This window comes from uncultured Streptococcus sp. (genome assembly GCF_963516515.1).
Classification (GTDB): Bacteria; Bacillota; Bacilli; order Lactobacillales; family Streptococcaceae; genus Streptococcus.
This window is the reverse complement of the sequence record NZ_CAUQCJ010000033.1, coordinates 1-21,363: the sequence shown is the minus strand read 5'-3', so window position 1 is coordinate 21,363 and position 21,363 is coordinate 1. Positions and strand designations below refer to the sequence as shown.

22 protein-coding genes, 1 pseudogene and 1 riboswitch are annotated in these 21,363 nt (G+C 40.1%); of the genes and pseudogenes, 18 read left to right on the top strand and 5 right to left on the bottom strand.

Going from position 1 to position 21,363, the window contains the following annotated elements; all coding sequences use genetic code 11:
• Nucleotides 1-409: 409 nt before the first annotated feature.
• The 3 genes from cysK to RYL77_RS07125 all read right to left on the bottom strand — a co-directional run bounded on the left by cysK (nt 410) and on the right by RYL77_RS07125 (nt 2,527).
• Nucleotides 410-1,336 carry a cysteine synthase A gene (cysK, locus tag RYL77_RS07135; RefSeq protein WP_045612477.1) on the bottom strand — a complete coding sequence of 309 codons (927 nt, stop codon included), beginning with the start codon at nt 1,334-1,336 and terminating at the stop codon, nt 410-412.
• Between the two features lie 96 nt (nt 1,337-1,432).
• Complete coding sequence (locus tag RYL77_RS07130) at nt 1,433-1,876, bottom strand: PH domain-containing protein (protein WP_315010776.1); 444 nt, start codon at nt 1,874-1,876, stop codon at nt 1,433-1,435.
• Nucleotides 1,877-1,891: 15 nt separating this feature from the next.
• Complete coding sequence (locus RYL77_RS07125) at nt 1,892-2,527, bottom strand: YigZ family protein (protein WP_315010775.1); 636 nt, start codon at nt 2,525-2,527, stop codon at nt 1,892-1,894.
• 56 nt (nt 2,528-2,583) lie between these two features.
• On the opposite strand from RYL77_RS07125, the gene RYL77_RS07120 reads away from it, so the two are divergent.
• The 17 genes from RYL77_RS07120 to RYL77_RS07040 all read left to right on the top strand — a co-directional run bounded on the left by RYL77_RS07120 (nt 2,584) and on the right by RYL77_RS07040 (nt 19,522).
• Nucleotides 2,584-3,882, top strand: a complete 1,299-nt coding sequence (locus RYL77_RS07120) for a DEAD/DEAH box helicase (RefSeq protein WP_315010774.1) — start codon at nt 2,584-2,586, stop codon at nt 3,880-3,882.
• Nucleotides 3,879-4,541 carry a ComF family protein gene (locus RYL77_RS07115; protein ID WP_315010773.1) on the top strand — a complete coding sequence of 221 codons (663 nt, stop codon included), beginning with the start codon at nt 3,879-3,881 and terminating at the stop codon, nt 4,539-4,541. Before RYL77_RS07120 ends, RYL77_RS07115 begins: the two co-directional genes overlap by 4 nt.
• 79 nt (nt 4,542-4,620) lie before the next feature.
• The gene (hpf, locus tag RYL77_RS07110; RefSeq protein ID WP_004255322.1) at nt 4,621-5,169 is read left to right on the top strand and encodes a ribosome hibernation-promoting factor, HPF/YfiA family; all 549 of its coding nucleotides are present in this window, start codon (nt 4,621-4,623) and stop codon (nt 5,167-5,169) included.
• Between the two features lie 135 nt (nt 5,170-5,304).
• Nucleotides 5,305-7,278, top strand: coding sequence for a DHH family phosphoesterase (locus tag RYL77_RS07105; protein WP_315010772.1), 1,974 nt, complete (start codon nt 5,305-5,307; stop codon nt 7,276-7,278).
• Nucleotides 7,275-7,727, top strand: coding sequence for a 50S ribosomal protein L9 (gene rplI / locus RYL77_RS07100; RefSeq protein ID WP_000864214.1), 453 nt, complete (start codon nt 7,275-7,277; stop codon nt 7,725-7,727). Before RYL77_RS07105 ends, rplI begins: the two co-directional genes overlap by 4 nt.
• A 43-nt stretch (nt 7,728-7,770) precedes the next feature.
• Nucleotides 7,771-9,129, top strand: a complete 1,359-nt coding sequence (gene dnaB / locus RYL77_RS07095) for a replicative DNA helicase (protein ID WP_000852491.1) — start codon at nt 7,771-7,773, stop codon at nt 9,127-9,129.
• Nucleotides 9,126-9,392 carry a Veg family protein gene (locus tag RYL77_RS07090; RefSeq protein WP_000128619.1) on the top strand — a complete coding sequence of 89 codons (267 nt, stop codon included), beginning with the start codon at nt 9,126-9,128 and terminating at the stop codon, nt 9,390-9,392. Before dnaB ends, RYL77_RS07090 begins: the two co-directional genes overlap by 4 nt.
• A 192-nt stretch (nt 9,393-9,584) precedes the next feature.
• Nucleotides 9,585-10,703: a choline binding-anchored murein hydrolase CbpD gene (cbpD, locus tag RYL77_RS07085; RefSeq protein ID WP_315010771.1), complete on the top strand. Its 1,119-nt coding sequence runs from the start codon at nt 9,585-9,587 to the stop codon at nt 10,701-10,703.
• 82 nt (nt 10,704-10,785) lie between these two features.
• Nucleotides 10,786-10,888: riboswitch (TPP riboswitch) on the top strand.
• 68 nt (nt 10,889-10,956) lie between these two features.
• The gene (locus RYL77_RS07080; RefSeq protein WP_033678811.1) at nt 10,957-11,247 is read left to right on the top strand and encodes a thiamine-binding protein; all 291 of its coding nucleotides are present in this window, start codon (nt 10,957-10,959) and stop codon (nt 11,245-11,247) included.
• On the top strand, nt 11,210-11,968 hold the full coding sequence (locus tag RYL77_RS07075; RefSeq protein WP_315010770.1) for an ABC transporter permease: 759 nt from the start codon (nt 11,210-11,212) through the stop codon (nt 11,966-11,968). The genes RYL77_RS07080 and RYL77_RS07075 overlap by 38 nt, the downstream gene beginning before the upstream one ends.
• 37 nt (nt 11,969-12,005) lie before the next feature.
• Nucleotides 12,006-13,013 (top strand): ABC transporter substrate-binding protein, encoded by a 1,008-nt coding sequence (locus RYL77_RS07070; protein ID WP_102211479.1) that lies wholly within the window; start codon nt 12,006-12,008, stop codon nt 13,011-13,013.
• Nucleotides 13,013-13,741: an ABC transporter ATP-binding protein gene (locus RYL77_RS07065; RefSeq protein ID WP_315010769.1), complete on the top strand. Its 729-nt coding sequence runs from the start codon at nt 13,013-13,015 to the stop codon at nt 13,739-13,741. The genes RYL77_RS07070 and RYL77_RS07065 overlap by 1 nt, the downstream gene beginning before the upstream one ends.
• A 118-nt stretch (nt 13,742-13,859) precedes the next feature.
• The gene (locus tag RYL77_RS07060) at nt 13,860-14,318 is read left to right on the top strand and encodes a CtsR family transcriptional regulator (protein ID WP_077804483.1); all 459 of its coding nucleotides are present in this window, start codon (nt 13,860-13,862) and stop codon (nt 14,316-14,318) included.
• Between the two features lies 1 nt (nt 14,319).
• Nucleotides 14,320-16,752, top strand: coding sequence for an ATP-dependent Clp protease ATP-binding subunit (locus RYL77_RS07055; RefSeq protein WP_315010768.1), 2,433 nt, complete (start codon nt 14,320-14,322; stop codon nt 16,750-16,752).
• Nucleotides 16,753-16,899: 147 nt separating this feature from the next.
• Nucleotides 16,900-17,958 (top strand): AAA family ATPase, encoded by a 1,059-nt coding sequence (locus RYL77_RS07050; RefSeq protein WP_315010767.1) that lies wholly within the window; start codon nt 16,900-16,902, stop codon nt 17,956-17,958.
• A gap of 9 nt (nt 17,959-17,967) precedes the next feature.
• Complete coding sequence (gene pnuC / locus RYL77_RS07045) at nt 17,968-18,747, top strand: nicotinamide riboside transporter PnuC (RefSeq protein WP_315010766.1); 780 nt, start codon at nt 17,968-17,970, stop codon at nt 18,745-18,747.
• Nucleotide 18,748: 1 nt separating this feature from the next.
• The gene (locus RYL77_RS07040) at nt 18,749-19,522 is read left to right on the top strand and encodes an NUDIX hydrolase (RefSeq protein WP_315010765.1); all 774 of its coding nucleotides are present in this window, start codon (nt 18,749-18,751) and stop codon (nt 19,520-19,522) included.
• Between the two features lie 73 nt (nt 19,523-19,595).
• On the opposite strand, the gene RYL77_RS07035 is transcribed toward RYL77_RS07040, so the two are convergent.
• Nucleotides 19,596-19,826, bottom strand: a complete 231-nt coding sequence (locus RYL77_RS07035; RefSeq protein WP_315010764.1) for a hypothetical protein — start codon at nt 19,824-19,826, stop codon at nt 19,596-19,598.
• A gap of 278 nt (nt 19,827-20,104) precedes the next feature.
• Here RYL77_RS07035 and RYL77_RS07030 point away from each other — a divergent pair, with 278 nt between their 5' ends.
• Complete coding sequence (locus RYL77_RS07030) at nt 20,105-20,803, top strand: hypothetical protein (RefSeq protein ID WP_315010763.1); 699 nt, start codon at nt 20,105-20,107, stop codon at nt 20,801-20,803.
• A gap of 70 nt (nt 20,804-20,873) precedes the next feature.
• Here RYL77_RS07030 and RYL77_RS07025 read toward each other — a convergent pair.
• A pseudogene (locus tag RYL77_RS07025) lies at nt 20,874-21,155 on the bottom strand (tRNA-dihydrouridine synthase); the annotation flags it as partial.
• Nucleotides 21,156-21,363: the final 208 nt, after the last annotated feature.

Below are 21,363 nucleotides of genomic sequence, written 5' to 3'. Positions count from 1 at the left end.
CAGTAGTTGAGTTCGCTCGCTTTGAAGTTGGTGAAGGTATTGAGAAAGCTGCAAATGACTTCGAAGCTGAAGTTGCAGCTACAATGGCAGCAGCCTTGAATAACTAATCATAGAAGAGCCTGGGACAAAATAGTTCTCAGCCACAAAAAAGCTAGAGATTTCCAATTGCGGAACTCTAGCTTTTTAATTTTGAGTCGTTCTCTTATTGTATTTTAGGAGGTTGTTGGCCATAAGTACCAATCCTATGTCAATTCTCACTTGACGCTTACATCTCAGTTTACATCTCTTGTAACCCAAACAAGCCTTTATCTGCCCAAAGCCTTTATCTGCCCAAAGCCTTTTATCTGCAGTCGATTTTTCAAGGTATAAATAAAAAGCCCTATAATAAGGGCTAAGTGTATTTAGGAGACTACACTTCAAATTCATAGAGTGCTGTAGAGAGATAACGTTCACCGTTATCTGGTGCTAGAGCAAGAACTTTTTTACCTGTACCTAATTTCTTGGCAACCTCGATGGCTCCGTAGATAGCTGCAGCTGAAGAAATCCCTACAAGGAAACCTTCTTTTCCACCAATTTCACGGCCGAGTGCTAGAGCATCGTCTGACGTTACACGAACGATACCATCATAAGCCTTTGTATCAAGTGTATCAGGAATAAATCCAGCTGAGATACCTTGAATTTTGTGAGGACCAGGTTTTTCACCAGATAGAATAGCAGATTCATCAGCTTCTACTGCATAAACTTGAATGTTTGAATTTGCTGTTTTGAGTGCATGAGAAACACCAGAAATTGTTCCACCGGTACCCACTCCAGCAACAAAGGCATCTAGTCCATCTTTACCGAAAGCAGCTAGTATTTCAGCTCCTGTTGTTCTTTCGTGTACTTCTGGATTAGCTGGATTGTCAAATTGAAGAGGAAGGAAACCATCACGTTCAGCAGCGATTTCTTGAGCCTTAGCAATAGCACCTTTCATTCCTTCGCTACCAGGAGTAAGTACGAGTTCAGCACCATAGGCTTGGATAATCTTACGTCGTTCCACACTCATAGTTTCAGGCATAACGATGACAACTTTATACCCTTTAGCAGCACCTACCCATGAAAGTCCAATACCAGTGTTTCCACTTGTTGCTTCAACAATAGTAGCACCCGGTTTTAGAATACCGTCTTGTTCAGCTTTTTCAATCATGCTAAGAGCAATACGGTCTTTTACAGAAGAACCAGGGTTAAATGCTTCAAGCTTTACATAGACGTCCGCAGCACCTTCTGGCACGATGTTGTTGAGTTTAACAATCGGAGTTTGACCGATTAATTCAGTAATGTTGTTATAAATAGACATATGAATACCTCTTTGTATAAGATATTTCTAGTATAACGCTATCTATACCATTTGTAAAATATAGAAATCCTATCGAAGTGATAGGATTTTTTTATATCACAGGTCTAAGCCATTAATTTTCAAGCGATTGTGGTAGGCTAATTCTAGTAAATATATATAAAGTGGAACGATATCGGTTTTCTTAGGAAATTCAAATTTATGAGAACTAAAATGTTCATTATGTGCTTTTAGAAAGACATTTTCTAAATAAGTAATAGTAATTTCACTATCATCTATACCTGCTCCTGCAGTTTCCATTTCAACGTTAATAATGTTCATTAAAAAGATTGATTTAACGGACATCTTACGACCAGTGGCGCCTTGTTTATCTGTAAAGATAATACGGATATTTGTAAATATAATTGAGTCACGAATCAGTTTATATCCACTTTGAATTTCTTCATTTTCTAGTAGGTATTGTCCATATTCTTTGATAAGAGTTTCTTTGTTTTGCTCGCTAAGGTTGCCAGCGAGTCCCTGAATGAATTTTCCAAATGCCATCTTTTTCTCCTTTGTTTACACTAAGTTTACAGTAACTTCAACTTCACGTAAATCTTGATCAGTTAAAGTAACTTTTCCATTAAAAAACTCCACCAGTGCAGCTTTAATATTTTCTTTTTCTTCTTTATCAACATAAATCATCGTATCGACTTGATCTGTAAAGTTTGTCTCAAGTTCCATTAGATCATGTTCCTTAAGAAAGTTACTATACTCTTGGTACTGAGCGTAAGACATTTGAATAGCAATGCCAGCTTGTTCCTTTATTTCAATGATGCCAATTTCTTTGACAGCTAAGGCAACACTGCCAGCGTAAGCACGAATCAATCCTCCAGCGCCTAGTTTAATGCCACCAAAGTAGCGTGTCACGACTACACAGACATTAGTGAGATTGTGATTTTCTAGTACCCCAAGCATGGGAACGCCAGCAGTACCACTGGGCTCACCATCATCACTTGTACGTTTAATCTCACTACGTTCTCCAATAATAAAAGCAGAGCAGTTATGCGTAGCTTTGTAGTGTTCTTTTTTGATGGCAGTAATGAAGTCACGAGCCTCTTCTTCGCTATAAACACGCTTGGCATGACAGATAAAGCGGGATTTTTTGATTTCTTCTTGGACTTGTCCGTCCTCTTTAATTGTTCTAAATTCCATGATTTAATTGTACTAAAAAATCATCTAAAGTGCTAGATTTTTACGAATAAAGAAGTATGAAAGTAAATCCAAATTATCTCGGTCGTTTGTTTACTGAGAATGAATTAACAGAAGAGGAACGTCAGTTGGCGGAGAAACTTCCAGCAATGAGAAAGGAGAAGGGGAAACTTTTCTGTCAACGTTGTAATAGTATTATTCTAGAGGAATGGTATTTGCCCATCGGTGCTTACTATTGTCGAGAGTGCTTGCTGATGAAGAGAGTTAGGAGTGATCAAGCTTTATACTATTTTCCGCAGGAGGATTTTCCGAAGCAAGATGTTCTTAAATGGCGTGGTCAATTAACTCCTTTTCAAGAGAAGGTGTCAGAGGGACTGATTCAAGCAGTAGATAAGCAAGAACCAACCTTGGTTTATGCGGTAACAGGAGCAGGAAAGACAGAAATGATTTATCAAGTTGTAGCTAAGGTGATCAATGCGGGAGGTGCAGTATGCTTGGCTAGTCCTCGCATAGATGTTTGTTTGGAGCTGTACAAGCGCCTGCAAGATGATTTTGCTTGTAAGATATCCCTGCTACACGGAGAATCAGAACCGTACTTCCGAACACCATTAGTTGTTGCGACGACCCATCAGTTATTGAAATTTTATCAAGCTTTTGATTTGCTGATAGTGGATGAAGTAGATGCCTTTCCTTATGTTGATAATCCTACACTTTACCATGCTGTCAAGAATAGTGTAAAGGAGAATGGGTTGAGAATCTTTTTAACGGCGACTTCGACAGATGAGTTAGATAGGAAGGTTCGCATAGGAGAATTAAAACGATTGAGCTTGCCTAGACGATTTCATGGGAATCCTTTGATTATTCCTAAACCAGTTTGGTTATCGGATTTTAATCGCTATTTAGATAAGAATCGTTTGTCACCAAAGTTAAAGTCTTATATTGAGAAACAGAGAAAGACAGCTTATCCGTTACTCATTTTTGCATCAGAAATTAAGAAAGGGGAGCAGCTAAAAGAAATCTTACAGGAGCAATTTCCAAATGAGAAAATCGGATTTGTGTCTTCTGTAACAGAAAATCGATTAGAGCAAGTGCAAGCTTTTCGAGATGGAGAACTGACAATACTTATCAGTACGACAATATTGGAACGTGGAGTTACCTTCCCTTGTGTGGATGTTTTTGTAGTAGAGGCCAACCATCGTCTGTTTACCAAGTCTAGTTTGATTCAGATTGGTGGACGAGTTGGACGAAGCACGGATAGACCGACAGGAGATTTGCTTTTCTTTCATGACGGATTAAATGCTTCGATCAAGAAGGCAATTAAGGAAATTCAGCAGATGAACAAGGAGGCGGGGCTATGAAGTGTTTGTTATGTGGGCAGACAATGAAGACTGTTTTAACTTTTGGTAGTCTCTTGCTTTTGAGGAATGATGAGTCTTGTCTTTGTTCAGACTGTGATTCTACTTTTGAGAGAATTGGAGAAGAGCACTGTCCAAACTGTATGAAAATAGGATTGTCAACAAATTGTCAAGATTGTCAACTTTGGTGTAAAGAAGGAATTGAGGTTAGTCATAGCGCGATTTTTACTTACAATCAAGCTATGAAAGATTTTTTCAGTCGATATAAGTTTGATGGGGACTTCCTTTTAAGAAAAGTTTTTTCTTCATTTTTAAGTGAGGAGTTGAAAAAGTACAAAGAGTATCAATTTGTAGTCATTCCATTAAGTAAGGAGAGATATGCTGACAGAGGATTTAATCAGGTTGAAGGTTTAGTTGAAGCAGCAGGTTTCAAGTATCTGGATTTATTAGACAAAAGAGAAGAGAGAGCTAATTCTTCTAAAAGTCGTTCAGAACGCTTGGCGACAGAACTTCCTTTCTTTATTAAAAGTGAAGTCACTATTCCTAAAAAAATCCTGATTATAGATGATATTTATACTACTGGAACAACTATAAATCGTGTGAAGAAACTGCTGGAAGATGCTGGTGCTGAGGATGTAAAAACTTTTTCCCTTGTAAGATGAGGAAAAAATTTGCAAAAATAAAATGAAAGCGTTATAATGAAATCAGAAAAACAAAAATGTTTAGAAAGAAGGTACTCATATGATTAAATATAGTATCCGTGGTGAAAACCTAGAAGTAACAGAAGCAATTCGTGATTATGTAGTTTCTAAACTCGAAAAGATCGAAAAGTATTTTCAAGCTGAACAAGAGTTGGATGCTCGAGTTAACTTGAAGGTGTATCGTGAAAAAACTGCTAAAGTGGAAGTGACGATTCCGCTTGGCTCTATTACTCTTCGTGCAGAAGATGTGTCTCAAGATATGTATGGTTCAATTGACCTTGTAACCGATAAAATTGAACGTCAGATTCGTAAAAATAAAACAAAAATCGAGCGTAAAAATAAAAATAAGGTAGCAACTAGTCAATTATTTACAGATGCTTTGGTGGAAGATACAAATGTTGTCCAGTCTAGAGTTGTTCGTTCAAAACAAATTGATTTAAAACCAATGGATTTGGAAGAAGCTATTCTACAAATGGATTTATTGGGACATGATTTCTTTATCTATGTGGATGTTGAAGATCAGACAACTAATGTGATTTATCGTCGTGAAGATGGAGAAATTGGTTTGTTAGAAGTTAAAGAATCTTAATTTCAATATGTGTAAAGGTAGGTTTACTGAGTTGTAAACCTCCTTTTTCTTATAGTTTGTAGAATTACTGATTACACTTTTAAAAAGTCGCTTTTTGGTGGTTATTATGGTATAATGGGTGCCAAGAGGTTTGGAATGAAAAAATTTTATGTAAGTCCTATTTTCCCCTTAATATTAGGAATAGTGGCGTTCGGAGTGCTATCTGTGCAACTTGTTTTTGTAACGAATACACTGGTAACGCTATTTCTTTTGCTACTTATTTTGGGTTCATATATTTTATTGTTCATCCATCAGAGAGACTACTACTCAAGGAGTGAAGTAGAACAAATCCAGTATGTAAACCACCAAGCTGAAGAAAGTTTGACAACCTTGTTAGAACAGATGCCTGTCGGAGTTATTAAATTAGACTTATCGTCAGGTGAAGTTGAATGGTTTAATCCTTATGCTGAATTGATTTTGACTAATGAAGTGGGCGAGATTGATGTGGCATTAATTCAAACAATTATCAAGGCTTCTGTGGGGAATCCAGGTTCTTATGCCACCTTGGGTGAGACTCGTTATTCGGTTCATATGGACAAGGTATCTGGAGTTCTTTATTTCTTTGATGTGTCTGGAGAATATGAAGCGACTGTTGAGTTAGTAACAAGTCGGCCTGTGATTGGAATCGTTTCCGTTGACAACTACGATGATTTAGAGGATGAAACATCAGAGTCTGATATCAGTCATATTAACAGTTTTGTAGCTAATTTTGTTTCAGAATTTGCTGGGAAATATGCCATGTTCTCCCGTCGAGTGAGTATGGATCGTTTTTATCTGTTTACGGACTATACAGTACTTGAGGGGCTAATGAATGATAAATTTTCTGTTATTGATTCTTTCAGAGAAGAGTCGAAACAGAGACAGTTGCCATTGACCTTAAGTATGGGCTTTTCTTATGGTGATGGAAATCATGATGAGATAGGGAAAGTTGCATTGCTCAACTTGAACTTGGCTGAAGTACGTGGTGGCGATCAGGTTGTTGTCAAGGAGAATGACGAAACGAAAAATCCAGTTTATTTTGGTGGTGGGTCTGCTGCCTCAATCAAGCGTACACGGACTCGTACGCGCGCTATGATGACAGCTATTTCAGATAAGATTCGGAGTGTAGATCAGGTTTTTGTAGTTGGTCATAAAAACCTAGATATGGATGCTTTGGGTTCTGCTGTAGGTATGCAGTTATTTGCCAGCAATGTGACTCAAAATAGCTATGCTCTTTACGATGAAGATCAAATGTCGCCGGATATAGAACGAGCTGTTTCATTCTTAGAAAAAGAAGGAGTTACGAAGTTGTTGTCTGTTAAGGATGCAATGGGGATGGTGACCAATCGTTCTTTGTTGATTCTTGTAGACCATTCAAAGACAGCTTTAACTTTATCAAAAGATTTTTATGATTTATTTACCCAAACCATCGTCATTGACCACCATAGAAGGGATCAGGATTTTCCAGACAATGCAGTTATCACTTATATCGAAAGTGGTGCAAGTAGTGCCAGTGAGTTGGTAACGGAATTGATTCAGTTCCAGAATTCTAAGAAAAATCGTCTGAGTCGTATGCAGGCCAGTGTTTTGATGGCTGGTATGATGCTGGATACTAAAAATTTCACCTCACGAGTGACTAGTCGGACATTTGATGTTGCTAGCTATCTCAGAACGAGAGGAAGTGATAGTATTGCTATCCAAGAAATAGCTGCGACAGATTTTGAAGAATATCGTGAGGTCAATGAACTTATTTTACAGGGGCGTAAATTAGGTTCAGATGTATTGATAGCAGAGGCTCAGGACTCGAAATGCTATGATACGGTTGTTATTAGTAAGGCAGCAGATGCCATGTTAGCTATGTCAGGTATTGAAGCGAGTTTTGTTCTTGCGAAGAATACACAAGGATTTATCTCTATCTCAGCTCGAAGTCGTAGTAAACTAAATGTACAACGGATTATGGAAGAGTTAGGCGGTGGAGGCCACTTTAATTTAGCTGCAGCTCAAATTAAGGATTTAACCTTGTCAGAAGCAGGTGAAAAACTGACAGAAATTGTATTAAATGAAATAAAGGAAAAGGAGAAAGAAGAATGAAAGTAATCTTTTTAGCAGATGTTAAAGGAAAAGGTAAAAAAGGCGAAATTAAGGAAGTACCAACAGGGTATGCGCAAAACTTTCTTATCAAAAAGAATCTAGCCAAAGAAGCGACTGCTCAAGCGGTAGGTGAGCTTCGTGGTAAACAGAAATCTGAAGAAAAAGCTCACGCTGAGATGATTGCAGAAGCAAAAGCAATTAAAGCCCAACTTGAAGCAGAAGAAACTGTTGTAGAATTTGTTGAAAAAGTTGGTCCAGATGGCCGTACTTTTGGTTCTATTACCAATAAGAAAATTGCAGAAGAATTGCAAAAGCAATTTGGAATTAAGATTGATAAACGTCATATCCAAGTACAAGCTCCGATTCGAGCAGTTGGTTTGATTGATGTACCAGTGAAAATCTATCAAGATATTACAAGTGTAATCAATCTTCGTGTGAAAGAAGGATAAATTTACACCTTCTTGACAAGATTGTAAAAGGAAGGGAAGTCTGATGGCAGAAGTAGAAGAGTTACGAGTACAACCTCAAGATATCTTAGCTGAGCAATCCGTTTTGGGGGCTATCTTTATTGATGAGAGTAAGCTTGTTTTTGTGCGAGAATACATTGAGTCTCGAGACTTTTTTAAGTATGCCCATCGTTTGATTTTCCAAGCCATGGTTGATTTATCGGACCGTGGCGATGCTATAGATGCAACAACGGTTCGTACTATTCTTGATAATCAAGGTGACTTACAGAATATTGGTGGCTTGTCTTACCTGGTTGAGATTGTCAATTCTGTGCCAACTTCTGCCAATGCGGAGTACTATGCTAAGATTGTTGCAGAAAAAGCTATGTTACGGCGATTAATCGCAAAGTTGACAGAGTCTGTCAATCAAGCTTACGAGGCTTCTCAACCAGCTGATGAAATCATTGCTCAGGCAGAAAAAGGTCTGATTGATGTCAGTGAAAATGCCAATCGAAGCGGGTTTAAGAATATTCGAGATGTGTTGAACGTCAACTTTGGAAATCTGGAAGCTCGCTCGCAGCAAACGACCGATATTACAGGTATTGCGACGGGCTACCGTGATTTGGATCATATGACAACTGGTCTGCACGAGGAGGAGTTGATTATTCTAGCAGCTCGTCCAGCGGTTGGTAAGACAGCCTTTGCCTTGAACATTGCTCAGAATATTGGGACCAAGTTGGACAAAACGGTTGCTATCTTTTCGCTCGAAATGGGTGCGGAAAGTCTAGTGGATCGTATGCTTGCGGCAGAAGGGTTGGTAGAATCGCATTCTATCCGTACGGGTCAATTGACCGATGAGGAATGGCAAAAGTATACCATTGCTCAAGGGAATCTAGCGAATGCAAGTATCTATATCGATGATACGCCAGGGATTCGGATTACGGAAATTCGTTCACGTTCACGCAAACTGGCTCAAGAAACGGGTAATCTTGGTTTAATTTTGATAGATTACTTGCAGCTTATCACGGGAACCGGTCGAGAAAACCGCCAACAAGAAGTTTCAGAAATTTCACGTCAGTTGAAAATCCTAGCCAAGGAACTGAAAGTTCCCGTAATTGCTCTGAGTCAGCTATCTCGTGGTGTAGAACAACGTCAGGACAAGAGGCCAGTTTTGTCTGATATTCGTGAATCTGGGTCTATTGAGCAGGACGCTGATATCGTAGCCTTTCTTTATCGCGACGACTACTATGAGCGTGGTGGTGAAGAAGAGGAAGGCATACCAAATAATAAGGTAGAAGTTATTATCGAGAAAAACCGTAGTGGAGCTCGTGGAACGGTGGAATTAATTTTCCAAAAAGAATACAATAAATTTTCAAGTATATCAAAAAGGGAGGAAATAAGATGACAGATGCATTTACAGATGTAGCTAAGATGAAAAAAATTAAAGAGGAAATCAAGGCGCATGAGGGTCATGTAATCGAAATGACCTTGGAAAATGGGCGTAAGCGCCAAAAAAATAGATTGGGTAAGCTAATTGAAGTTTATCCATCCCTATTTATCGTGGAATTTGGGAACGTTGAAGGAGATAAACAAGCTAATGTTTATGTTGAGTCCTTTACTTACTCAGATATTCTTACAGAAAAGAATTTGATTCATTATCTTGACTAAAGTGAGAAATTTTCTCACTTTTTCTTTTTTCTCCGAATAATTTAAGTGAAGGCAATCTTCGATTTATACTCTTCGAAAATCTCTTCAAACCACGTCAGCTTCGCCTTGCCATACTCAAGTATAGCCTGCGTCTAGCTTCCTAGTTTGATCTTTAATTTTCATTGAGTACTATATTATTTTCAAGGAGGAAGAATGAAAATTTCACCATTTACAGTAACAGAGACAGGGTTTTCTTTTAGAAAATCAGTTAAAAAGGTTGTTCCTTTTTTAGTAGTAGGATTGATGCTAGCAGCGGGTGATAGTGTCTATGCCTATTCTGGAGGGAATGGATCGATTGCGCGTGGGGATGATTATCCTGCTTATTATAAAAATGGGAGTCAGGAGATTGACAAGTGGCGCATGTATTCTCGTCAGTGTACTTCTTTTGCAGCCTTTCGTTTGAGTAATGTCAATGGTTTTGAGATTCCGGCTGCTTATGGAAATGCGGATGAATGGGGCTATCGTGCTCGTCGTGAAGGCTATCGTGTAGATAATAGACCAGCTATTGGCTCTATTGCTTGGTCTACTGCAGGAACTTATGGTCATGTTGCCTGGGTATCAAATGTAATAGGAGATGAGATTGAGATTGAAGAATACAACTATGGAATAAGAGAATCTTATAACAAGCGCGTCGTGAAGGCCAATACTATGACTGGTTTTATTCATTTTAAAGATTTGGCTGGTGGCAGTGTTGGAAATAGTCAATCATCAACTTCAACAGGGGGAACACATTATTTTAAGGCTAAGGCTGCTATCAAAAATCAGCCTCTAGCTAGCGCAACTGCGATTGATTACTATTATCCTGGGGAGAATGTTCATTATGATCAAATTCTCGAAAAAGATGGATACAAGTGGTTGAGTTATACGGCTTATAATGGGAGCCGTCGTTATATCCAGCTAGAGGGGGTGACTTCTTCACAGAATTATCAGAATCAATCAGGAAATAGCTCTAGCTATGGATCCAATAGTAGTTTAACTGTTGGTTGGAAGAAAATAAATGGTAGTTGGTATCACTTCAAATCAAATGGTTCTAAATCAACAGGCTGGTTGAAGGATGGTTCTAGCTGGTATTATTTGAAATCATCTGGTGAAATGCAGACAGGATGGTTAAAGGAAAATGGAGTGTGGTATTATCTAGATAGTTCAGGGGCAATGAAAACAGGATGGTATCAAGTCTCTGGTAAGTGGTATTATTCTTACTCTTCAGGCGCCTTAGCTGTTAATACGACGGTGGATGGTTACAGAGTAAATAGTAATGGAGAACGAGTATAGAAAATGGGAGTAGGAAAAATTTCCTGCTCTTTTCTGTAAGCAGTTTCCTTGACATTTTTTTTATTTTGCGCTATCATATGTCCATATAATATATGGGAGTCTGTGTACAGTCTGAGAGGAAGTGTTAAACTTCGACCGCACCTGATCTGGGTAATGCCAGCGTAGGGAACGATACTTAGTCTATTCTGCACCTTTTCCATATATGGTAAAGGTTTTTCTTTTTGTCAAAGGAAAATGAGAAGAGGAGGTTGTTATGAAAGCAAGCATTGCCTTGCAAGTTTTACCCCTATCACAGGGGATTAATCGGATAGCTGTTATTGATCAGGTCATTGCTTATCTGCAAGCTCAAGAAGTGACTATGGTGGTGACACCATTTGAAACGGTCTTGGAAGGGGAGTTTGATGAGCTCATGCGCATTCTCAAAGAAGCGCTGGAAGTGGCAGGGCAGGAGGCAGATAATGTCTTTGCCAATGTCAAAATAAATGTAGGAGAGATTTTAAGTATTGATGAGAAACTTGAAAAGTATACTGAGACGACACATTAGTCTATTGGGTTTTCTAGGAGTCTTGTCAATCTGGCAGTTAGCAGGTTTTCTTAAACTTCTCCCCAAGTTTATCCTGCCGACACCTCTTGAGATTCTCCTGTCCTTTGTTCGTGATAGAGAATTTCTCTGGCACCATAGCTGGGCCACCTTGAGAGTGGCTTTACTGGGGTTGGTTTTGGGAGTCTTGATTGCCTGTCTCATGGCTGTACTTATGGACAGTTTGACTTGGCTTAATGACCTGATTTACCCAATGATGGTGGTTGTTCAGACTATCCCGACTATTGCCCTAGCTCCTATTCTAGTCTTGTGGCTAGGTTATGGGATTCTCCCTAAGATTGTCTTGATTATCTTGACGACAACCTTTCCTATCATCGTCAGCATTTTGGACGGTTTTAGGCATTGTGACAAGGATATGCTGACCTTGTTTAGTCTGATGCGGGCCAAACCTTGGCAAATCCTGTGGCATTTTAAAATTCCAGTCAGCCTGCCTTACTTTTATGCAGGTCTGAGGGTCAGTGTTTCCTACGCCTTTATCACAACAGTGGTATCTGAGTGGTTGGGAGGCTTTGAAGGACTAGGTGTCTACATGATTCAGTCCAAGAAACTGTTTCAGTATGATACCATGTTTGCTATTATTATTCTGGTATCGATTATCAGCCTTTTGGGTATGAAATTTGTCGATATTAGTGAAAAATATGTTATTAAATGGAAACGTTCGTAGAATTAGAATGTTTCAAAAAAGAAAAGAGGAAATCAAAATGAAAAAAACATGGAAAGTGTTTTTAACGCTTGTAACAGCTCTTGTAGCTGTTGTGCTTGTGGCCTGTGGTCAAGGAACTGCTTCTAAGGATAATAAGGAAGCAGAACTTAAGAAAATTGACTTTATCCTAGACTGGACACCAAATACCAACCACACAGGGCTTTATGTGGCCAAGGAAAAAGGTTATTTCAAAGAAGCTGGAGTGGATGTTGATTTGAAATTGCCACCAGAAGAAAGTTCTTCTGACTTGGTGATCAATGGTAAGGCGCCATTTGCAGTTTATTTCCAAGACTATATGGCTAAAAAATTGGAAAAAGGTGCAGGAATTACTGCCGTTGCAGCTATCGTAGAGCACAATACATCAGGAATCATTTCTCGTAAATCTGACAATGTAAGCAGTCCAAAGGACTTAGTTGGTAAGAAATACGGAACTTGGAATGACCCAACTGAACTTGCTATGTTGAAAACCTTGGTAGAATCACAAGGTGGAGACTTTGAGAAGGTCGAAAAAGTACCAAACAACGATTCAAACTCAATCACACCGATTGCCAATGGCGTATTTGACACTGCTTGGATTTACTACGGTTGGGATGGTATCCTTGCTAAATCTCAAGGCGTAGAGGCTAACTTTATGTACTTGAAAGACTACGTCAAGGAGTTTGACTACTATTCACCAGTTATTATCGCAAACAACGACTATCTGAAAGACAATAAAGAAGAAGCTCGTAAAGTCATCCAAGCTATCAAAAAAGGTTACCAATATGCTATGGAGCATCCAGAGGAAGCAGCAGATATCCTCATTAAGAATGCACCTGAACTTCAGGAAAAACGTGACTTTGTCATTGAATCTCAAAAATACTTGTCAAAAGAATACGCAAGCGACAAGGAAAAATGGGGTCAATTTGATGCAGCTCGCTGGAATGCCTTCTACAAATGGGATAAAGAAAATGGTATCCTTAAAGAAGACTTGACAGACAAAGGCTTCACCAACGAATTTGTGAAATAATGACAGAAATTAGACTAGAACACGTCAGTTATGCCTATGGTCAGGAGAGGATTTTAGAGGACATCAATCTGAAAGTCACTTCAGGTGAAGTGGTTTCCATCCTAGGCCCAAGTGGTGTTGGAAAAACCACCCTCTTTAATCTAATCGCTGGGATTTTAGAAGTTCAGTCAGGGAGAATTGTTCTTGATGGTGAAGAAAATCCTAAGGGGCGCGTGAGTTATATGTTGCAAAAGGATCTACTCTTGGAGCACAAGACTGTGCTAGGCAATATTATTCTGCCCCTCTTGATTCAAAAAGTGGATAAGGCGGAAGCTATTGCCCGAGCGGATGAAATCCTTGCGACCTTCCAGTTGACAGCTGTACGGGACAAATATCCTCACGAACTCAGTGGAGGGATGCGTCAGCGTGTGGCCTTGCTCAGGACCTACCTTTTCGGTCACAAGCTCTTTCTCTTGGATGAGGCCTTTAGCGCTTTGGATGAGATGACCAAGATGGAACTCCACGCTTGGTATCTGGAGATTCACAAGCAGTTGCAACTGACAACATTGATTATCACGCACAGTATCGAGGAGGCCCTCAGTCTTAGCGATCGCATCTATATCTTGAAAAATCGCCCTGGGCAGATTGTTTCAGAAATTAAACTAGATTGGTCTGAAGATGAGGACAAGGAAGTCCAAAAGATTGCCTATAAACGTCAAATCTTGGCAGAATTAGGCTTAGATAATTAGAAAAATAGGGAGTTGGTGAAGATTATCCTTTACCAGCGCCCTTTTTCTTTTAAAAATGAGAAAATTTCGGTATAATAGTCAAAGATAGTCAAGGTTCAAAGAGAGAGGTGGGTTTGTAATGAGATTTAAAAATACATCGGATCATATTGAGGCCTACATCAAGGCGATTTTAGATCAATCTGGTATTGTGGAGTTACAACGGAGTCAGTTGGCAGATACTTTTCAGGTTGTTCCTAGTCAGATTAACTATGTGATCAAGACACGCTTTACGGAAAGTAGAGGCTACTTGGTTGAAAGTAAGCGTGGTGGAGGAGGCTACATTCGTATAGGACGAATTGAGTTTTCTAGTCATCATGAAATGCTCCGAGAGCTGCTTTATTCGATTGGTGAGCGAGTCAGTCAAGAAATTTATGAGGATATTCTGCAGCTTTTGGTTGAGCAGGAATTGATGACCAAGCAGGAGATGAATTTGCTGGTAGCAGTAGTTTTGGATCGCGTTTTAGGAGAAGAAGCTCCAGTTGTTCGTGCAAACATGCTACGACAGGTCATACAAGAGGTAGATAGAAAAGGGAAGTAAGATGAACTATTCAAAAGCATTGAATGAATGTATCGAAAGTGCCTACATGGTTGCTGGCCATTTTGGAGCTCGTTACCTAGAGTCTTGGCACTTGTTGATTGCCATGTCCAATCACAGTTATAGTGTGGCAGGGGCGACTTTAAATGATTATCCATATGAGATGGACCGTTTAGAAGAGGTCGCTTTGGAACTGACTGAAACGGAATATAGCCAGGATGAAACCTTTACGGAGTTGCCGTTCTCCCATCGTTTGCAGGTTCTCTTTGATGAAGCAGAATATGTAGCGTCAGTGGTCTATGCTAAGGTGCTAGGGACGGAGCACGTCCTCTATGCGATTTTGCATGATGGCAATGCCTTGGCGACTCGTATCTTGGAGAGGGCTGGTTTTTCTTATGAAGACAAGAAAGATCAGGTCAAGATTGCTGCCCTACGTCGAAATCTAGAAGAACGTGCAGGTTGGACTCGTGAAGACCTCAAGGCTTTACGCCAACGTCATCGTACAGTAGCTGACAAGCAAAATTCTATGGCTAATATGATGGGCATGCCGCAGACTCCGAGTGGTGGTCTCGAGGACTATACGCATGATTTGACAGAGCAAGCGCGTTCTGGCAAGTTAGAACCAGTCATCGGTCGGGACAAGGAAATCTCGCGTATGATTCAAATCTTGAGTCGGAAGACCAAGAATAACCCTGTATTGGTTGGGGATGCTGGTGTCGGGAAAACAGCTCTGGCGCTTGGTTTGGCACAGCGTATTGCGAGTAGGGATGTGCCTGCGGAAATGGCTAAGATGCGCGTGTTAGAGTTGGATTTGATGAATGTCGTTGCAGGGACACGCTTCCGTGGTGACTTCGAAGAACGCATGAACAATATTATCAAGGATATTGAAGAAGATGGTCAAGTTATTCTCTTTATCGATGAACTCCATACAATCATGGGTTCTGGTAGCGGGATTGATTCGACCCTGGATGCGGCCAATATCTTGAAGCCAGCCTTGGCGCGTGGAACTTTGAGAACGGTTGGTGCCACCACTCAGGAAGAATACCAAAAACACATTGAAAAAGACGCAGCCCTTTCTCGTCGTTTTGCAAAAGTGACTATTGAAGAACCAAGTGTGGCAGATAGTATGACCATCTTGCAAGGTTTGAAGGTGACTTATGAGAAACATCACCGTGTGCAAATCACAGATGAAGCGGTTGAAACAGCCGTTAAGATGGCCCATCGTTACTTGACTAGTCGCCATTTGCCAGACTCTGCTATCGATCTCTTGGATGAGGCAGCAGCAACAGTGCAAAATAAGGCAAAGCATGTAAAAGCAGACGATTCAGGTTTGAGTCCAGCTGACAAGGCCTTGATGGATGGTAAGTGGAAACAGGCAGCTCAGCTAATCGCAAAAGAAGAGGAAGTGCCTGTCTATAAAGACTTGGTGACAGAGTCTGATATTTTGACCACCTTGAGTCGCTTGTCAGGTATTCCAGTCCAAAAACTGACTCAGACTGACGCTAAGAAATACCTGAATTTGGAAGCTGAATTGCACAAACGTGTCATCGGTCAAGATCAAGCTGTTTCAAGCATTAGCCGTGCGATTCGCCGTAATCAGTCAGGAATTCGCAGTCACAAACGTCCGATTGGTTCCTTTATGTTCCTAGGGCCCACAGGTGTCGGTAAGACCGAATTGGCCAAGGCTCTGGCAGAAGTCCTCTTTGATGACGAATCTGCTCTTATCCGCTTTGATATGAGTGAGTATATGGAGAAATTCGCAGCCAGCCGTCTCAACGGAGCTCCTCCAGGCTATGTGGGTTACGAAGAAGGTGGGGAGTTGACCGAGAAAGTTCGCAACAAACCATATTCCGTTCTCCTCTTTGATGAGGTAGAAAAGGCCCACCCAGACATCTTTAATGTTCTCTTACAGGTCTTGGATGATGGTGTCTTGACAGACAGCAAGGGGCGCAAGGTTGACTTTTCAAATACCATTATCATCATGACATCGAACCTTGGTGCGACTGCCCTTCGTGATGATAAGACAGTTGGCTTTGGGGCTAAGGATATTCGTTTTGACCAAGATAATATGGAAAAACGCATGTTTGAAGAGTTGAAAAAGGCTTATAGACCTGAGTTTATCAACCGTATTGATGAAAAGGTGGTCTTCCATAGCCTGTCTAGCGACCATATGCAGGAAGTGGTGAAGATTATGGTTAAACCTTTAGTGGCAAGTTTGGCTGAAAAAGGTATTGACTTGAAATTACAAGCTTCCGCACTGAAATTGTTGGCAAATAAAGGATATGATCCAGAGATGGGAGCTCGCCCACTTCGCAGAACCCTGCAAACAGAAGTGGAAGACAAGTTGGCAGAACTTCTTCTCAAGGGAGAATTAGTGGCAGGCAGCACACTTAAGATTGGTGTTAAAGCAGGCCAATTGAAATTTGATATTGCATAAAAATGGAGAATCAGGAGCAATCTTGATTCTCTTTTTTGCTAGTTTTTTATAAACAATAATAAAAAACTATTGACAAAACAAAAATATAGTTTATAATAAAAACACAGATAACAAAAATATCAAAAATCATAAAAAGGTTACACGTTTATGAAAAAGAAAACAGCAGTGGTATTTGGAACCTTTGCTCCGCTTCATCAGGGGCATATCGATCTGATCCAGCGTGCGAAGCGGCGGTGTGATCAGGTTTGGGTAGTCGTTTCAGGCTACGAGGGAGACCGAGGGGAGCAGGTAGGTTTAACGCTTCAAAAAAGATTTCGTTATATTCGAGAGGCTTTTCGGGATGATGAGTTAACCTCTGTCTGCAAGTTAGATGAAACCAATCTTCCCCGTTACCCTATGGGCTGGCAGGAGTGGTTGAATCAGATGTTAGCAGAGATTTCCTATGATGAAAACCAGCAAGAACTAATCTTCTTTGTGGGAGAAGCAAATTACCAGCAAGAATTATCTAATCGTGGCTTTGAGACTGTCTTGCAAGAAAGAAAGTTTGGTATTTCAGCGACTATGATTCGAGACAATCCAAGCAAATATTGGAAATACATCGCTCAACCTTTCCGACGTCAGTTTACCAAGAAAGTGTTGATTATGGGAAGTGCCAGTAATGGGAAGACCACTCTAGCCAAAGATTTGGCCAGATATTATGATGCGCCCGTTAGTCTGGAATACGCGCGTGAGTACCAGATTAAAAATAACGTCCGTGATGATGAATTGACTCCAAAGGATTACTATTATCTGCTCTTGGGGCAGTACGACCAGACCTCAAAGTTAATCGATAGCAATGCCAATAGGGGACTGGTGATAGCAGACACCAACTCCTTAGTAACCAAGGGCTACTATGATTATTACATGGAGACTGAGGATCGAGGGGACTTATCGGGAGAGACTTTTGATAATCTCTTTGCCTCGATCTTGTCTAAGGAAAAATGGGACTTGATTCTCTTTGTGCAACCTGTCGGTTCCTATGTCAATGACGGATTTAGAGATATGACCATGGCAGAAGACCATATTCGTCATAGTTTTTCCCAGCATTTGGACCAGATGAGAGAGCGATATTTAATCACCATTCCACTAGTTTATCTAGCTGGGGATTACCTAGGCAATTATGAAGCAGCCAAAGTGGCTATTGATGCTATTTACCAAGCAGATTAGGAGAAAATTATGAAAAAACTAACTGAAAAAATCACACAATTTATCGAAAACTTTAAAAATGTCCATGCAGAAGCCCGCAAGATTGGTTTTGTAGGAATCATGAGCCTGCTCTGGAAAGATCTCTTTGTCGGCCGTAGCCTCTTCCAGTGGTTGTATCTCATCGTCCTGTCAAGTGTTCCCTTGATCTTGGAATTCACGCAAAATACAGAAAGTCATGACTGGATGAGCTTGTTTGCCTCTTGGACTGGGATTGTCTGTGTTATCTTGGTAGCAGAAGGGCGTGCAAGCAATTATCTCTTTGGGGCCATTAACTCTGCTATCTATTTGATTTTGGCTATGAATGCGACTTTTTATGGTGAAGTTTTGACGACTGTTTACTTCTTTGTCATGCAGCCGATTGGGCTCTATGCTTGGCTGTCCAACCGTATCAATGATCAAGGAAAAGCAGAAGAATCTCATTTTGAAGCTAAGAAATTATCTGTTTTTGACTGGTTCAAGTACTTGGCCTTGACTGCTATCATCTGGATTGGTATGGGCTTAGCTTACCAAAGTATCCATAGTGCTCGCCCTTTCCGTGATAGTGTTACCGATGCGACTAATGGTGTTGGTCAGCTCTTGATGACACGTCTCTATCGTGAGCAATGGATTTTCTGGATTGCAACCAATCTTTTTAGTATTTACCTCTGGTGGGGTGAAAATATCCATATTCAAGGGATGTACTGGGTTTACACACTTAATAGTCTAGTGGGTTGGTACCAATGGACCAAGGCAGTTCGTAAGGAGGCATAAAATGACGGACACGATGATTCCAGCTGGGATGACGGAAAAAGAATATTTTGAAATGCATGCCAGTCAGGAGGAGTTTTTAGACTGGTACTTTGAGCAAGAACTTCCTCAATACGAAAAACCAAGTGTGACAGTGGATATGGTGGCCTACTGCTTTGTCGAAGGAAAAATCAAGCTCTTGCTAATCCGTCGCAAGGCTCACCCTTATCAAAACTGTTTGGCCTTGGTTGGAGGCTTTATGGATAAGGGAGAAGATGCTGCACATGCCTGTCAGCGCGAAGTGAGAGAAGAAGTCAATCTCGAACTTCCTTTAGAAAAAATCGAGCAATTGATGACCGTATCGACTCCTGGGCGTGACCCCCGGGGCTGGACAGTGACCATTGCTCACTTGGTTTATCTGCCTAGTCGCGCCTTAGACCTCGTTCAGGCAGGAGACGATGCCAAGGATGTCGTTTTTGTAGATGTGGATTTCCAGACTGGTAAATGCTACCTAGAGGGAGTGGATCTGGAGGAGCAAGCCTTCGCTTTTGACCATTATGCCATTATCCAAGAATCCATCAAACGAATCCAAGGACGCCTCGACTGGAACCCGACCTTCCTCTATCTGCTAGAGGAGGAGTTCACTGTCTACGAGGGAACTGAACTGGTCAATCTCATCAACCCAGGTCGACCAATCGTCAGCAATAACTTTCTCGTAAAATACGGCGAATATGTAGAAGAGGTTGGGCTCAAAAGAGTGCCTAAAAAGAAACCAAGAAAAACCTATCGATTGAAATAAAAAACGAGGTCGGGACAAAGTTCCCGACCTCTTTATGTACCATCATGAGATGGCTTTGCTGTTGTGACTGCTTTTAGGGATACCTGTCTTTCTTAGGATTACTCAACATGTAAGTAAAGAAGTCTTTGTATCTATACTTGAGATAGTTCTCATGTAAAAATAACAAAGCGATATAGACAATCAAAAAGATTGTAGTCAGATAGAAGATATCAAATGCAGTTCGCGCATAGTAAGTGGCTGATTGATAAGAACCAATAGCTCCCAAAATCAACCAAGGAAGATACTTGAAATACTTATTTAGCATAAGAATGCACCTCCTATATTCTATTTCAATGTTATTATATTCCTTTGTACTTAAAAAATGCAAGCGGCTACACAAAACAAATTCAAATTTTTAACAGGAAAATCTCCTGTTTTTCTGTTTTATTACGAATAGAAGAGTAGGAGGAGTAAATGTATCTAAAGTATTTAAGATTTTTAAAATAGTTTAGATAAATTGTTGACATATTTAAATCCCAATGTTACAATTATATTACAAAAAGATTTCTTTATATTTCTAAAATATTACAAAGGAGTAGAAAAATGAAAAAGAAAACCTATATCAAATTGATGGCAGCAACTGTATTGGCTTCTACCTTGCTATTAGGAGCTTGTGGAAATAAAAAGGAAACAACTCAAGCAAGCAGTTCTGCTAAGACAAGCCAATCATCAAATTCTAAAGTAGCTTCTTCTAGCAAAGAAAGCAAGACTCAGAAGTCCTCAAGTTCAGCTTCATCTGAAAAAACTAAGGCGTCTACTGACCAGTCTTCAGCAACTGCGACACCATCACAAGCGGCATCTGCACCAGAGCAAAGACAAGGTCAAGAGGTGTCTAATCAACAAGCAGCTAGTCAACAAACTCCTGTTCAGGCTTCTTCAACTCAACAGGCTCCTCAAGCTCAGTCTAATCAATCAAGCTATGATTCTACAACTGACCGCAAACTTCAAGACAAGCAAGCAGAGCAAAATAAACGCTACAAGGGTGTTTTAACCATGGTAGATGGTGATTTCTCAGCTGCAGCGGGCAATTGGAAGGGAGCAAATGGCGAAACTATTACAGTTTCATCAGGTGGTCAATTTACAGTAGAATCTGCTGATGGAAAGAAAGAAAATTACTCTATCAGAGGCTATTCTTATACTCTTGATGATGGTAAGTATAATGCCAAAATCGGTGGAGGAAAAATCATCCAAATTACAACAGGAGCGGATGGTAAGGTTTCCAGTGTTGCTTTGAATCAATAATAACGTTCAGTATTTGAATTTTTACAATCAAAAACCCGTCAACTTTAAGAGAGTTACGGGTTTTAAACTTTTAATCCTTATCCAACTGCAAGAGAGATTCAATCTCTGCCAGAGTGCTAGCTTGTGAAATGGCTCCACGGAGTTTGGCAGCGCCAGATGTTCCACGGAGGTAGTGAGGAGCGAGGCCACGGAACTCACGAACTGCGACATTTTTCCCTTTGAGGTTAATCAAGCGTTTCAAGTGCTTGTAGGCGATTTTCATCTTATCTTCAAAGGTCAAATCATGGAGGATTTCTCCTATTTCAAAGTAATGGTTGATTTGGTTGAAGAGGTAAGGGTTTCCCATGGTAGAAGATTGTATCAGTTATATCTAGAAAGAAAAAAGAATAAATTTAACTATAAAACCTGTCTTATTGAATGAAAAAATGGTAGAATAAACATCAATATCAAGTGAAATATGGAGTGCTACAAACAATGAAGTCAAAAATGTTTCGATTTTCTTTGATTTTGTTATTTATTTTCTTTTTTTATTTTTCGTTTTCAATATTTAACCGAACGTA